Below are 13,091 nucleotides of genomic sequence, written 5' to 3'. Positions count from 1 at the left end.
CTCCGAGCGCTTCTATGACTCACCGCATCATTCATTTCAAACAGCAAGCCTTGCTTGACCCGGAGACCTATCAGGCAATGCTGGCCGACGGCGTTGGTCACTGGGAGCGGCTTGCAGGAGAAGTCGTCGGCATAGAAGACGAAAAAAGCCACGAGTTCGCTGCATTGAAAAGCCTGTTCAAGCGCAAGCGGTACTCCTATGACACGCTGGAAATGCGCGAGCCAGGCGATCACTCAAACTGGCTTCGCGGCCGAGATGGTTCAGAAGGTATGACCAACGAGGTCACCAGTATCCCAGGGCTAAAAGAGCTCTCAGAACTGGATATTTAGTGGGATAGCAGGTCAGCGCTCAAGCGCTGACCTGGGCCGAATAGCCAAGCTCCTGGATGAGTTCGCGGATCGATTCGGCACTTTCTGTGCTCTCAACGGTGACCTTGCCGGCCGCTCGATCCACTTCTACTCGTGCATCCTGATCCAGAGCTTGAATGGCCTTCGTGATTTTGCTCACGCAACTGCCACAGCCCATCCCCGCAACACTCAGACTAAACATGTCTTTCACCTCATTTCGTCCGCGGCTCAAGTTACCGCACGGACAGCATCGACCTTGACACGATGGCAAGGTCAAGCCCGTAAGCGCTACAAAAGGATCAGCCGTTTACCACGGGCGTAAGGATGGGGGTTGGTGAACACACCACGACATGCCTTGCGCCCCTCGTCAGTGCGACGTATAGATTCTGGGGGGTCATAAGCTCAGGATGCAGGACAACCGAGACATCCGCCTCGAGCCCCTTGAGAAGTAATGTGCTGCCTACAGAGCGTCTTGCGATCGGTCGGGCAAGGTGTCTATTGCGCTCTCGCGCTTGAATGGCTGCACTCAGAAAGTCGGCAGCACCTCCCACCACCGCTTGCATTGCAGACCGGCAGCAGTACAGAACCTCCGGTCGGTATACACGTGCCCCGTGCTGCTCAGCGAGCGTATCGATCACACGGAGCGCTTGCCCCAATGTTGGCGCTGCTACGAAATCGATCGCCGCAGCCTCGGCCGCGGTCGGAGGCGTTCGGGCCCTTCCTGCACGCAGCGACTCCACGCGCGTTCGCAGGTTTGCTGCACCTACCCCCGTCATTACGCTGGAAGCAAACTCCACAAGTTGTGCCAGAGCATTGGCACCCTGCAAGTCAAAGTTCCTGGCGAAGTTGACGAGATCTCTCAGGTCGACGGCTTCTACGGCCATGGCACCGGGTGTCTGGCTCGTGAGCTGATGGCGACCTTGCACGTTGATGGAGTCCCCGATGATGAGGACGCTACCCTGAGCGTTGGGAGCTTCGGTTCTCGCGGCCACCAGTCGCTGCTGAACTTCGGTTCCGGCGTTTAGCTGCACCCAACGCACTTCTGCTGGAGCCGTGCGCAGATCCACCGGCTGACCAGCTTGAAGTTGTTGCCTTATGGCGAGCAGCCACTGCCCGAGGTTCTCAGCTCCAGCCAGCCGCCAGCGCCACGGTATCCTCAACTCTCCCGCTGCGGGAAACAGGGGTTGCACCTCATTCGCCCAATGCACCAGTCGATTGCCACGAAAGTCGAAGATGGCTTGCATCGGGTCACCGAGCACGCAGGTCGGAAGCACCTGGGCCAAACCAGACACGATGGCGTGCTGGACGACGTTGCAGTCTTGGTACTCGTCGACAAGCAACCGTGCATAGGTGGCGCGAAGGGGCTGAGCGAGGTGACCGGCCTGCAACAACTGCATGGCGGCCTCCCGAATTGCCGGGTAGTCAGTATTGGGTTGATGCAGCTGTAGGATCTGCGGGTTATGGCCGCTTCGCGCTGGGAACTTAGCGATCAGGCGCATCGAGAATCCGTCAATGGTGGAGACTCGATATGCGGAGTTAGGAACACCGGCTCGTCTCAGGCGCGCCCGTATGGCCGCAACGCCGGCGTTCGTATGTGTCAAGACGAGGATGGGTTTGCTCTGCCTATGCGCGATGAGCGTCTCGGCAATCAATTGCGTTTTTCCACAACCTGCGGGGGCCGTTATGGAGCCACGCTCGATAGCGAAAAGATCAATCTCAGGGGGCACTTGTAAACGTCCAGAGCTGATTCGTGACTGCCATGAAGCCCGGTTCGGCGTTCTGTAAAGACGGACCGACGATGTCCCTTGCAACCTCCTGATAGGTTGTCAGCGACTTGAACCAGCCGCTGTTGCGGATACGGGATGCGGTTCCCAGCAGCTCTCGTCTCTCAGGTGAGTACCCATCCACGAGTCGCTCGGCTCGGATATCGTTCAGCGTCACGCGGCCTTGGGACTTCGTCTGAATGTGTGCGTTCATCAGCTCTGCACCCACTATTGTTTCGGCTTTCGCCAGAAGTGCATCGAGTGCTTGGTCACTGAGATGGCGGAAGATCTCGTCCTCCAGAGTGAGACCTGGTCGCCATGTAAGAATTTGCCCGCCGGCGGCCAAGAATGCTTCAGCGAGCCCCGCGGTCGAAGGCTTGTCGGCATCTACAAAAACCATCACGCGGTAACCCAAGTTCAGAAGTGCTGTTCCCCGGATAAGACTGTTATCGGGGCTTCCCCCGCCGGCGTCCACATACGCGCCGCCATGGGCCAGGAATGAGGTAGCGCCAAGACTGACCCACCATTGGTCAAGGCCACGCGCGAAGCCAACCTCGCTGGCCCCCTCGCAAACGATGATGGATTTGGCGAGGAATGCTTCGGGGTCCTTCCGAAGGGTACTTTGTACCTCGTTGGCTTCCCCAGCTGGCATAACACTGTGGCGCTGAGGTGCTGACCGAACAACGAATAACTGGCTGCCGGACAGCTCGCGCAGCGCGACCGGCGAGTGCGTCGTCATGAACACTTGCAACGGAGCGGCAGCGTCCTTTGCACCCAGCGAGTCCAGGAATCGCATGAGCCGATGAGGTTCAAGCCCGTATTCCACCTCATCAACCAGGGCAATTGGCGCGGCGCTGGCCGCAGCCCTTTGAAGCCCTGCCACTAGCAAGCGTGACGAGCCCGTGCCAAGGGAGCGCAGCGGAATACCTGTTTCACTGTGCAGCGCGATCGCCCCCTCGCCAATCGACACAGAATGTGCGTCAAGGAGCGCCTGAGGCATAGCCCCGACCGAAACGCCAAGATGCTGTGCTGTGCGTTGCACGACCTCAAGCGTCTGGGTCAGATGTTCGGCTGCTTGATTGCCAAAGTTCGCTCTTGCTTGCCTAGCGGCGCGCGCCAGTTCAGCACCAAGCTCGGCGCGCTCATCGGTAAGTCGATTGAGCACTGAGCCACGACTCCACGACAGGTTCGAGCTCGCAAAGCTGCCGATACGGGCGGGCGCTAGTGCCGCTCGTTCTTTCCAGGGAAGAGTGCGTTCAAGTTGCTGCTGCTCCGCGCGCTCGGAGAAAAGTGTCCAAACAGGCTCCAAATCGGCACCAACTTGCAGACGCAAGGTGATGACGGTCTCCAGCCCCGCTCGCGGTTCGTCTTCGACTTCCCCCGTACCGGGATGGAATCCACGCAAGAACTCGCCGTAGACATCGATATCCATCAGCGATACCGGCAAATCGCCAAGCGCCACGCTGATGGTGATGGGTACATCGACGTTTAATGCGAAGAAGTCCATGTCGCCGAACGTGCCGCCTCGGCGGGCGCCGACGCAAAGGTCAATCGCGTCCAGGATGCTGGACTTCCCACTGTCACCCGGACCAATGAGGCAGTTAATTCCGGGGGCCGGCACCCAGTCGAGCGCCTGGATAGACCGGAAGTTGCTAATTTGCAGTCGGCGAATGCGGGCCACGGAGAATCCTCATGGGGTAACGACTGTCAGTCTCCTACTTGTAACGGCTTGCAAACGAAAACGTCCCGACCTGCAATCAATACGATTTTCGACCGGAATTAACTGCGACTGACCGGCCCGGCAAACCAGTATTAGCTGCGAATGAACCTGCATTTATCCGCGCTGACCTGCATTCCATGGCTACCAACCAGCATTAATTGCAAATGACGGGGCTTATAGGTAGTGAATCGATTGCCTCGTTAGAGCGCATGTCTGCTTGGCATGCGGGAACATCTAGTCTCTTCCGCCCACGAGCCAGATCATTCCAGGCAAACACATGGGGCCTACAGCTTTGAGGCCCACTACGCTATGTGCGGGCTCGGTCTCGCCCAAAGGGTTCGGTCAACTGACCAAGGTAACCCTTGGGATAGTCCCTCTCACGCAAGCCGACATTGGCGTCGCCCTGCTTTCCTGTACTGTCGTAGAACGTCCCGAATAGCCGATCCCACACCATCAGAAATTCGCCGAAGTTCACCTGGGCATCTTCGAAGTCGCGCTTGTGGTGCCAACGATGAATTTCAGCCACCCCGATGACATGGCGCAGCCAACCCAGCCGGTAATCCAGGTTCGAGTGCTGAAAGCCCAAGTGAACGGTCAGAATGCCGAACCAGGTGGCAACCACTGCCGAAGGCGCGCCGGATGCAAACAGCAGCACCAATCCCGGGCCAGCCATGAGCATCGCATGTAGGGGATGCCGGCGCTCCCCATTCATCCAGTACAAGCGCTCGGCGCTGTGGTGAATCATGTGAAAACGCCACAGCCAGGGTACGTGGTGGCTGATGCGGTGCATGGCATACAGGCTCAGATCGAGCACGACGGCGACCAGCAGCAGCTGAACCCAAAGTGGACTCTCGACTGGGAAGAGACGAACTGTAGCCGGCACTGCATCGCCCAGCCTGGCCAGGATTTCGGCGGTGAACTGGATGACGGAAAGATTCACCAGCATATGCACCAGGTCGGTCAGGGTGTCCTGGTGATCCTCCAGCCAGCCCTCCCGGAAAGGCTGGATACGCTCCAGCCCCGCGACGGCCAATAGACCGACTGCGGCTACCAAGGGTGTGCTGGGCCAGTACGGCACCCCGGCGTACAAGGCCCAGACCATGAAGGCGGCGCTGCCACCAAACACGAGCGGATAGCTCAACCAGCGTAGGGCGAATCGAAGAGAAGTGGACATCGCTCAGCTCCTATGTAGAGAGCCTTCACGGTAGGTGCAGAGGACGACGTTCGACTTGAACGAAAGAGCTATGACTTCTGGAGATCGACCGCAGCCAGGGCGGAGGACGGATCGATGCCCAGCAGCGCCCTGAATGTCCGGGAGAAATGCGCCGAGTCGGAAAAACCCGCCGCATGCGCGGCTTCGGTCAGCCGTCCCCCTTTGGCCAGGTGTTGCAGGGCTTGGGTGAGGCGCAGCCATTTGACATAGCTGCGCAACGGCAGGCCGGTTTGCTCCACGAACCAATGGGAAAAACGCGTGGGTGACAAATGCACCAACGCGGCCATTGCCTCACGCCCCATTTGGCCTTCGCGCAGCGCTGCGGTGACCTTGGTCAAGCGCGGATCAGGGATTGGTGGATCGGCAAGCCGCAACAGCCGACGTACCTGCGCCTGCAACTGGACAGGCGAATGCCCCGACGCCCTCAGTGCCTCGACCATCGCAGCAATATCGGCCGCTACGATCTCCATCAGCCTCACGGCTCCGCTCACCCGCAAGGCACGCGCCTCATCGGACAGCACATCCAGGTAGATCGACAGGACCTGCCCAGCACTGAGCCGGTGCTTCAAGCCTGCCGGAATCAAGATGGCAGCCCCAGATTGCCCACCCAACGGCGTTTCAACCGTTATCGCGGCGTCGAGCCCCACTGCAATTTGATGTGCTTGATGATGGTGCCAATCCTGGTGGGCGGCATGGCCGAGAAAGACGCCGATACCGGGGCCGACCCAGGCATGGCCTGACCAGCGAGCCACTTCTGCGGCATCCGAGCTTCGCATTATCTGCCCCGGTCCAGTTCCGCGCTGGGACTCAGCACACTGCTCAGGAGCAACATGGCGGCACCGCCCACGATGCCGATGTCCGCCAAGTTGAATGCAGGCCAATGCCAGGATTGCCAGAAAAAATCCAGATAGTCGATCACATGGCCTCGGAAGCTGCGATCGATCAGATTCCCCACTGCCCCTCCCAGTATGAGGCTATAGCCCAGCGCTTCGAGCTTGGCCCTGGGCTTACGCAAGAGCAACGCGAGCCCAATCGAAACAACCAGTGCGAGGAGAATGAAGAAGTAGCGCTGCCAACCGCCCGCGTCAGCTAGGAAGCTGAACGCTGCGCCGGTATTCCAGAAATGGACCAGATTGAAGACTGGGGTCAGAGGAACCACGGCGCCGACCGAGAGCGAACCCTCAATTACATATTTGATCGCCTGGTCGGCCAGGGCAACGGCTAGCGATAGCGTCCACCAGAGCCCGGGAGTGATACGGTGCGCCATTCCAAGTGGCGATTTCATTGTTTCGCTCCCTGAAACAGTCGCTGCAATCCGGGTGAGACGGGCATCGGCGCGAATGCACTGATCCTCGCGCGTCCGGTATTGCCGAGCGGTACCCAGATCTTCGAGAACAACACGGCAGCGATGATCCGTGGTGCTTGGCCGAACATTTCCCGGTAGTCGCGCAACTGCCAGCCAGCCCTTAGCATCAACCAATGGCTCCGCGCATGCAGGACGGGCATGTGCTGGCTCAAGATGTGGGCGCGCTCGAGCCAGGGGAATGCCTCGGTTGGCGCCTTTTCACGGAGTGCTGTCCTTGCCTGGAAAAAGGCTTCATCGATGGCATTGCGGAGGGCGGTATTCATCTGGAACTCACTTGCGCAGCAGTTGGAAGGCCATGATTCTGGGCCGATCGTGCAAGTGAACACCCTGTAGCCGCTATAGGGTCAAGCTCTACGCTTTGAGCAGAAGCGAATGGCACTTTTCTAGCGCGCCTTATGGAAGCCGTTTGCCTCCCTCCACTAGACCCGAAAGTATTCCGCAGTCCAGGCTTTGTCGTTCGTCATCGCAGCAGCTGCGTAACGTCACCAACTGGTTTTCCAGGGCTTGCAAGGATGCGATCTGGGCCCTGACCTGGGCGATATGGCTATCAAGCAGCGTATTGACCGCCGCGCACGGTTGCTGCGGCTGTGCTTGAACGCTCTGCAAAACACCAATTTCGTCCAACGACATGCCAAAGGACCGGCAACGGCGGATGAACAGCAGTTTCTCCACATGATCCGCTTCGTAGGCTCGGTAGCCATTTGCCTGGCGATTGGGCGATGCAAGCAGGCCCTGGCGCTCATAGAAACGAATGGTCTGAATGTCCGCTCCCGTCAGCTGTGCAAGTTGACCAATGCGCATAGGCTGCTCCTCGATAAACAGCCAGTATATCCAGGCTTGACCCTATACCTGCTATATGGTTTTCAATTGCCAGAATTGAACCTGATAGGAGAGGCGGATCATGAGCTCGTGTGAAAAATCCTGTGGCTGCGGTTCAGTGTCAGCGCCTGCTGAAGCAGCGAGCGCGCCCTCGACCGAAGGAGCCTGGGTCAGCCATTTTTCTGTACCCAAGATGGATTGCCCTTCGGAAGAGCGAATGATTCGGCTCGCGCTGAATAGCTTGCCTGAGCTTCGTTCGTTGTCCTTTGATCTGAGCAGCAGGCAGGTACTCGCTTTCCATGACGGGGCGGTTGACCCAATCACTACCAAGCTGGAGTCCCTGGGTCTAGGGGCAGCGCTACTGGGGACTCAACCAGCTAGTCAGGAAGCAGCCTCGACCAATCGCGCTGATGAGGAATTAGCGGCGTCGAAAGAGGCGAGCACCCTGAAAATTTTGCTCGGCATCAACGCTGCCATGTTTGTTATCGAGATGGGCGCAGGGTTGATCGCTCAGTCGACGGGCCTTATTGCCGACTCGCTGGACATGTTTGCGGATGCTGCCGTCTATGGCTTGGCTCTCTTTGCCGTCGGCCGCAGTGCACAGCTGCAAGTTCGCGCTGCGCACCTGGCGGGTTTCTTTCAGATCCTGTTGGCACTGGGCGTACTCGTGGAGGTGGCTAGACGCTTCCACTATGGCAGCGAACCTGAGTCGATGCTGATGATGGGGATTGGCTTAGTTGCACTCGTCGCAAACGCCAGCTGTCTCTTGATGATCTATGGCCATCGCGAAGGCGGTGCACACATGAAAGCGAGCTGGATTTTTTCGGCCAACGATGTGCTCGCGAACATTGGCGTTATCGTCGCCGGCGCGCTGGTTGCGTGGACGGGCTCTCCCTACCCAGACTTGGTGATTGGTACGGTCGTTGGCCTCATCGTATTGAACGGTGCGCGCCGAATCCTGGCATTGAAAGCCTGACCAACCGATCCTGTATTCCATCGCGATGGGCTCACTTTCTACAAGTGAACATCAATGGTACGGACAGTCCAATAAACCTTGGTTTATTGGACGGTCTGAGCGAGGGGCGTTCAGTTGCAGAAAGCGTGAGCCCATTGAGATTAAATGCAAGCCGGCGCGGCTGAATGCAAGCTCGCTCGCAGCTAATGTGAGCCCGAGGGCTTCGTCAGCCGCAGTTAATCTGAGCTGGAAATTGCATCGATTGCGAGCCCGGCCGTTTTCAAACGCGAGCCGTTACAACTAGCCAACGTCCGTTGCTTTCAACCTAAGCGCATTGAAAACCACCGAGGCTGAACTGACGCTCATTGCCAGAGCAGCGATCAAGGGCGACAGAAGATGCCCTGTCAGCGGATACAGCAGCCCGGCCGCTAGCGGGATACCCATCGCGTTGTAGAGGAATGCAAAGGCAAGGTTCTGCCTCATGTTCTTCACCGTGGCCACCGACAAGGTGCGCGCTCGCAGGATGCCCATCAGGTCTCCCTTGACCAGGGTCACTTGGGCGCTGTTCATCGCCACGTCGGTGCCCGTGCCCATGGCGATGCCTACGTCGGCCCTGGCCAAGGCCGGCGCATCGTTGATGCCGTCGCCTGCCATGGCAACACGCCGGCTATAGCTCTGCAGTTCGGCGACTAATTTCTCCTTGTCCTGCGGTTTCACCTCGCCATGCACCTCCTCGATGCCTAACTGCTTCGCCACGGCTCTTGCTGTGGTGAGACCGTCGCCAGTGGCCATGATGACCTTCACGTCAGAGTTCTGGAGTTGAGCAACAGCCTGTTGGGAGGTCGGTTTGATTGGATCGGAAACGGCCAGGAGACCCGCCAGGCGACCATCGACGGCCAGATAGATGATGCTGATGCCCTCCAGGCGCAGTTGCTCTGCACGGTTACGCAGCGGTGTAATATCGACACCCGCCTCCTCCATCAGCGCTGTGTTCCCAAGCTGCAGTTGATGGCCATCGACCTGTCCGCGCACACCAATACCTGAGCCAGACTCGAAGGTCTCCGGTTTCACCAAGGCAAGGCCCTGTTCACGCGCATGATCGACAATGGCATGCGCCAGCGGATGCTCGCTGCCCTGGTCGAGGCTTGCGGCCAAGCGCAGAACCTCGACCGAGTCGAACGGCCCGGTTCCCTCTGCACTATGAAAGGCCGGCCGCCCCTGGGTCAGTGTCCCGGTCTTGTCGACGATCAAGGTGTCGATTTTGCAGAGGTTCTCGATAGCGCTGGCATCGCGGAATAGCACACCGCTGCTGGCGGCCTTGCCGGTCGCGACCATGACCGACATCGGCGTTGCCAAGCCCAGGGCGCATGGGCAGGCAATGATCAGTACGGCCACAGCGTTGATCAGGCCAAATACCCAACCTGATTCCGGCCCGAACAACCCCCAGCCAAAAAATGTCAGGATCGCGATCAGGATCACCCCCACCACGAAATACCCTGCCACGGCATCGGCCATACGCTGCATGGGCGCCTTGGAACGCTGGGCCTTAGCCACCATCTGGACGATCTGCGACAACATGGTTTCGGCGCCCACCTTCTGCGCTTCCATCACCAGGCTGCCGTGGGTGTTCAGGGTGGCACCGATAAGGGTATCCCCTGCCAGCTTGGTGACGGGCACCGGCTCGCCGGTGAGCATCGACTCGTCGACAGCGCTCTCGCCCTCCAGCACGGTGCCATCCACCGGGACTTTTTCGCCCGGCCGGACACGCAAGTGGTCACCCTGATGGACGTGGGTCAGCGGAATATCTTCTTCCTGGCCGTCAGGCCTGATGCGCCGGGCAGTCTTGGGGGCCAATCCCAGGAGTGACTTAATGGCGGCAGAGGTCTGCGAGCGGGCTTTGAGTTCGAGCATCTGGCCCAACAGCGTGAGCGAGATGATCACCGCGGCGGCCTCAAAGTAGACGCCGATGCGTCCATCCTGAACGAAGGCCGCCGGGAACCACTGCGGCACCAGGGTGGCTGCCACGCTGTAGAGGTAGGCGGCTGCAGTTCCTAATCCGATCAGGGTCCACATATTAGGGCTGCGTTGCCGGATGGAGTCTATTCCGCGAGTGAAAAATACCCAGCCACCCCAAAGCGTCACGGGCGTTGCCAGAACCAGCTCAACCCAGTTCTGGGATGTTCCATGGAACAGCTGCAAGGAATGACCAGCCATCGCCAGCACGGTCACGATGACGGTCAATGGCAGGGTCCACCAGAACCGTCGCGAAAAGTCTTTCAGCTCCGGATTTTCTTCGTCCTCCAGCTCTGGAATGACGGGTTCGAGCGTCATCCCACAGATCGGGCAGTTGCCAGGGCTCGGTTGGCGAATCTCGGGATGCATCGGGCAGGTGTATTCAGCCCCCAGTCCTGCCTGAGTTGAGTACTCTGGCCGAGCGGCATGCTGGTGGTGCCCGGCATGCGATTGATGGCTCATGTACTGATGAGGGGCTGCCTGGAACTTCTCCTGGCATTTTGTACTGCAGAACCGATAGGCCCTTCCCTCAAAGTTCTCCTGGTAAGGACTATCAGATTTGACCTCCATGCCACACACCGGATCGCGTGGGCTCTCTGGATGGCCGTGCGAGTGATGTGCATGGCCCTGGTCATGATGGCAGGAGGTCTTTTGCATTCGAGTTATTTCCTATCCTCGTCCTTGGAAACTGCGGCTCCGCTGGAGTGGGAGTGCCCGCCATGATTGTGGCCAAACAGATGCATCAGCGGGCATAGCAGCAGGATGAGGTATGGCAAAGCCTGCGAAAGATGACCGTAATGCTCGCGCGCGACATAGAAGATGCCGATTACGGCCAGCATGATCAGTGCGATGCCAATCTTGCTCTTCCAAAAAGGTGGTTCCGTAGTGCCAGTGTGGTGCGTGTGATCCATGACAATAGCCTCGGTTCAATGACCATAGAATCAGCATAGGTTGCTCAGGCCAGGCAGAGTTGACGCGTATCAATGGAGTTCAGCGTACGGTCACCTTACCGACCATTCCCGACTGATAATGTCCAGGAACATTGCAGGCGAATTCCAGATCAGTAGCCCTGGAGAAGGTCCAGATCAGCTCTTCGCGTGCACCTGGCTCGACCAGAACGCTGTTGGGATCGTTGTGCTCCATGCCGACCATCTTCATACCGCCCATGGCGTGGTCCATTTTGCTCATGTCATGCGCCGCAGTCGGGGACAGCGTGCCGTTCTGAAACATCGCAGCCATCTCTTTCTGATGCGCAGCATGGGATGCCGCTTTGCCAAGGTTGAACTCGTGCAGCAGGGCTCCCTCGTTCAGCAGTACGAAGCGAACCGTCTCGCCCGCCTTGATTTCCATTGCCTTGGGTTCAAAGAAGATGTCGCCCATCCGTACCTCAATGGTGCGATCTACTGCCTGACTATCTCCCGGCTGGCCGATGCTGTCTTTGTTGTGGCCCGGGCTGGCCATCGCGTTGGCTGCGCTGAGCAGCAAACCCACGGTGGTGATCAAAGAAAGGGATTTGAGTTTCATGGTATGCCTCTGGGGTAGTTAGGAGGTATGCGCCCCTATGCTGATTAAGTGCAGCTGCCGGCACGCTGACGCGAAAACTACATTGCAGTAAGGTTTGTCAGATCGGTGCCACCCAGCCCTCGGCCAATGGGTAGCACCGGTGCCGATCTAACGCAGGGCGAAGTCACCTACCATTCCCGCCTGGTAATGCCCAGGCAACGTGCAGGCAAAACTCAAGGTCCCGGCCTGGGGGAATGTCCAAACGAACTCTTTGGTCGTGCCGGGCTCAACGAGAATGGCGTTCGCGTCTTCATGCTTGGCTTTGATGACTTCCGGATACCCGGGAGGATTGGAGTCTCCCGTGCCATAACGCTCATGCCAGACAATGCTTTCGGCCATACCGGTCGGTGTCAGCGTGCCGTCCTTGAACAAGGCTGCCATCTTGCGCTGGTGTTCCAGTTGGAACGCTGCGTGCCCGATGTTGAACTCGTGCATCAATGCGCCCTCGTTCTTCAGAACGAAGCGCACGGTCTCGCCGGGCTTTACGTTGATCGTCTTCTGGCTGTAGTTGATGTCGTCCATCTTCACCAAGATGGTACGAGTCGCCGGCGTCGCCTGGGCTTGTTGCCCAAAGTCACTTCCACTGGGCTCGGCAATTGCCGGAATAGCAGTGCTGATGAACAGCGTGCTGATCAGCAGCTTAAGGGGGATGCGTTTCATGGTGAGACCTCGCTAGGTAGGCTGGAAATCTCATGCTATTCCACGCTTGCTGCCAGGCCGCTGACCCCAAAACTACAATTGCGTCAGCTGGAAAAAAGCACGGCGCCATTGAGGCGCCGCTAGGCCAAAGGAGCAATCACGGAAGGCCTGGAAGATGGGGAAACTCTTACTTATGGCACTCTTTGTCGGCCATCATCAGTTTGTGCTCGCGAATCATTTGACCCAGCACGTCGTCTACCAGCTTGTCATGCTTTTCCATCCAGGCCAGATGCTCTTCGGTCGACATACCCGGAGCAGGATGTTCGTCGTGCAGCTGACTCATAATGTTTTCGAGCATTTTCATGTGCTCCTGCATGTGCACATGCCGCTCGCTGGCTGGGGCCTTCTCCGCCTGGATCAGCACAGCTTCTGCTTTGTCGCGCATCTGCTGGATGCGCTCGAATACTCGATCGCTGCCCCCTTCGGCCCAAGCCATAGAAGACAGCAGTAGCGAACCAACCAGAAGCAAAGGTTTCAGCGATTTCATGGGGCAGTCTCCATCATTGCAAACTGAGGCCGGCACCTCTGCTTTTGGTCTGTCGAGGGCCGAGAGCACAACCTAGTGCTCATGCTTGCACCCTAGACAAGCCACCCTGTCAGCGACCTGAAACCAGGATTACATTTTCGTAAGCT

15 protein-coding genes are annotated in these 13,091 nt (G+C 58.4%); 2 read left to right on the top strand and 13 right to left on the bottom strand.

The window, feature by feature from the left end; genetic code table 11:
- Window positions 1–14 precede the first annotated feature (14 nt).
- Window positions 15–329: a hypothetical protein gene (locus tag KF707C_RS14175; protein WP_036992927.1), complete on the top strand. Its 315-nt coding sequence runs from the start codon at window positions 15–17 to the stop codon at window positions 327–329.
- 19 nt (window positions 330–348) lie between these two features.
- Here the strand turns inward: KF707C_RS14175 and KF707C_RS14170 are convergent, their stop codons facing one another.
- The 8 genes from KF707C_RS14170 to cadR form a co-directional block, all read right to left on the bottom strand.
- The gene (locus KF707C_RS14170) at window positions 349–549 is read right to left on the bottom strand and encodes a heavy-metal-associated domain-containing protein (RefSeq protein WP_003246756.1); all 201 of its coding nucleotides are present in this window, start codon (window positions 547–549) and stop codon (window positions 349–351) included.
- 97 nt (window positions 550–646) lie between these two features.
- Window positions 647–2,074 carry a UvrD-helicase domain-containing protein gene (locus KF707C_RS14165; RefSeq protein ID WP_003452322.1) on the bottom strand — a complete coding sequence of 476 codons (1,428 nt, stop codon included), beginning with the start codon at window positions 2,072–2,074 and terminating at the stop codon, window positions 647–649.
- Window positions 2,064–3,791 (bottom strand): ATP-dependent nuclease, encoded by a 1,728-nt coding sequence (locus KF707C_RS14160; protein ID WP_003452323.1) that lies wholly within the window; start codon window positions 3,789–3,791, stop codon window positions 2,064–2,066. Before KF707C_RS14160 ends, KF707C_RS14165 begins: the two co-directional genes overlap by 11 nt.
- Before the next feature lie 346 nt (window positions 3,792–4,137).
- Window positions 4,138–5,004 carry a sterol desaturase family protein gene (locus tag KF707C_RS14155; protein ID WP_036992931.1) on the bottom strand — a complete coding sequence of 289 codons (867 nt, stop codon included), beginning with the start codon at window positions 5,002–5,004 and terminating at the stop codon, window positions 4,138–4,140.
- Window positions 5,005–5,072: 68 nt separating this feature from the next.
- Window positions 5,073–5,819, bottom strand: coding sequence for a helix-turn-helix transcriptional regulator (locus tag KF707C_RS14150; RefSeq protein ID WP_036992934.1), 747 nt, complete (start codon window positions 5,817–5,819; stop codon window positions 5,073–5,075).
- Window positions 5,819–6,328, bottom strand: a complete 510-nt coding sequence (lspA, locus tag KF707C_RS14145; protein ID WP_003452327.1) for a signal peptidase II — start codon at window positions 6,326–6,328, stop codon at window positions 5,819–5,821. Before lspA ends, KF707C_RS14150 begins: the two co-directional genes overlap by 1 nt.
- Window positions 6,325–6,672 (bottom strand): DUF3703 domain-containing protein, encoded by a 348-nt coding sequence (locus tag KF707C_RS14140; RefSeq protein ID WP_024015047.1) that lies wholly within the window; start codon window positions 6,670–6,672, stop codon window positions 6,325–6,327. The genes lspA and KF707C_RS14140 overlap by 4 nt, the downstream gene beginning before the upstream one ends.
- A 130-nt stretch (window positions 6,673–6,802) precedes the next feature.
- Window positions 6,803–7,210 carry a Cd(II)/Pb(II)-responsive transcriptional regulator gene (gene cadR, locus KF707C_RS14135; protein WP_024015046.1) on the bottom strand — a complete coding sequence of 136 codons (408 nt, stop codon included), beginning with the start codon at window positions 7,208–7,210 and terminating at the stop codon, window positions 6,803–6,805.
- A 100-nt stretch (window positions 7,211–7,310) separates the two neighbouring features.
- On the opposite strand from cadR, the gene KF707C_RS14130 reads away from it, so the two are divergent.
- Window positions 7,311–8,204, top strand: coding sequence for a cation transporter (locus KF707C_RS14130; RefSeq protein ID WP_033902376.1), 894 nt, complete (start codon window positions 7,311–7,313; stop codon window positions 8,202–8,204).
- Between the two features lie 279 nt (window positions 8,205–8,483).
- Here KF707C_RS14130 and KF707C_RS14125 read toward each other — a convergent pair whose 3' ends face one another.
- From KF707C_RS14125 to KF707C_RS14105, 5 genes are all read right to left on the bottom strand, one after another.
- Window positions 8,484–10,853 carry a heavy metal translocating P-type ATPase gene (locus tag KF707C_RS14125; RefSeq protein ID WP_081608086.1) on the bottom strand — a complete coding sequence of 790 codons (2,370 nt, stop codon included), beginning with the start codon at window positions 10,851–10,853 and terminating at the stop codon, window positions 8,484–8,486.
- Window positions 10,854–10,858: 5 nt separating this feature from the next.
- A complete protein-coding gene (locus tag KF707C_RS14120) occupies window positions 10,859–11,107 on the bottom strand; it encodes a DUF2933 domain-containing protein (protein ID WP_009686142.1) in 249 nt (82 codons plus the stop codon).
- 79 nt (window positions 11,108–11,186) lie between these two features.
- Window positions 11,187–11,720 carry a cupredoxin domain-containing protein gene (locus KF707C_RS14115; protein ID WP_003452333.1) on the bottom strand — a complete coding sequence of 178 codons (534 nt, stop codon included), beginning with the start codon at window positions 11,718–11,720 and terminating at the stop codon, window positions 11,187–11,189.
- A 147-nt stretch (window positions 11,721–11,867) separates the two neighbouring features.
- Window positions 11,868–12,419: a cupredoxin domain-containing protein gene (locus KF707C_RS14110; RefSeq protein WP_003452336.1), complete on the bottom strand. Its 552-nt coding sequence runs from the start codon at window positions 12,417–12,419 to the stop codon at window positions 11,868–11,870.
- Window positions 12,420–12,585: 166 nt separating this feature from the next.
- Window positions 12,586–12,945: a co-regulatory protein PtrA N-terminal domain-containing protein gene (locus KF707C_RS14105; protein ID WP_003452338.1), complete on the bottom strand. Its 360-nt coding sequence runs from the start codon at window positions 12,943–12,945 to the stop codon at window positions 12,586–12,588.
- Window positions 12,946–13,091: the final 146 nt, after the last annotated feature.

Origin of the sequence: Pseudomonas furukawaii (assembly GCF_002355475.1) — a bacterium.
Lineage (GTDB): Bacteria > Pseudomonadota > Gammaproteobacteria > Pseudomonadales > Pseudomonadaceae > Metapseudomonas > Metapseudomonas furukawaii.
This window is presented reverse-complemented; position numbering and strand designations above follow the sequence as displayed.

Bases quoted from the DNA above. Each gene is read 5' to 3' on its own strand.
- KF707C_RS14175 (WP_036992927.1), top strand. From the start codon at position 15: ATGACTCACCGCATCATTCATTTCAAACAGCAAGCCTTGCTTGACCCG.
- KF707C_RS14170 (WP_003246756.1), bottom strand. From the start codon at position 549: ATGTTTAGTCTGAGTGTTGCGGGGATGGGCTGTGGCAGTTGCGTGAGC.
- KF707C_RS14155 (WP_036992931.1), bottom strand. From the start codon at position 5,004: ATGTCCACTTCTCTTCGATTCGCCCTACGCTGGTTGAGCTATCCGCTC.
- KF707C_RS14150 (WP_036992934.1), bottom strand. From the start codon at position 5,819: ATGCGAAGCTCGGATGCCGCAGAAGTGGCTCGCTGGTCAGGCCATGCC.
- lspA (WP_003452327.1), bottom strand. From the start codon at position 6,328: ATGAAATCGCCACTTGGAATGGCGCACCGTATCACTCCCGGGCTCTGG.
- KF707C_RS14140 (WP_024015047.1), bottom strand. From the start codon at position 6,672: ATGAATACCGCCCTCCGCAATGCCATCGATGAAGCCTTTTTCCAGGCA.
- cadR (WP_024015046.1), bottom strand. From the start codon at position 7,210: ATGCGCATTGGTCAACTTGCACAGCTGACGGGAGCGGACATTCAGACC.
- KF707C_RS14130 (WP_033902376.1), top strand. From the start codon at position 7,311: ATGAGCTCGTGTGAAAAATCCTGTGGCTGCGGTTCAGTGTCAGCGCCT.
- KF707C_RS14125 (WP_081608086.1), bottom strand. From the start codon at position 10,853: ATGCAAAAGACCTCCTGCCATCATGACCAGGGCCATGCACATCACTCG.
- KF707C_RS14120 (WP_009686142.1), bottom strand. From the start codon at position 11,107: ATGGATCACACGCACCACACTGGCACTACGGAACCACCTTTTTGGAAG.
- KF707C_RS14115 (WP_003452333.1), bottom strand. From the start codon at position 11,720: ATGAAACTCAAATCCCTTTCTTTGATCACCACCGTGGGTTTGCTGCTC.
- KF707C_RS14110 (WP_003452336.1), bottom strand. From the start codon at position 12,419: ATGAAACGCATCCCCCTTAAGCTGCTGATCAGCACGCTGTTCATCAGC.
- KF707C_RS14105 (WP_003452338.1), bottom strand. From the start codon at position 12,945: ATGAAATCGCTGAAACCTTTGCTTCTGGTTGGTTCGCTACTGCTGTCT.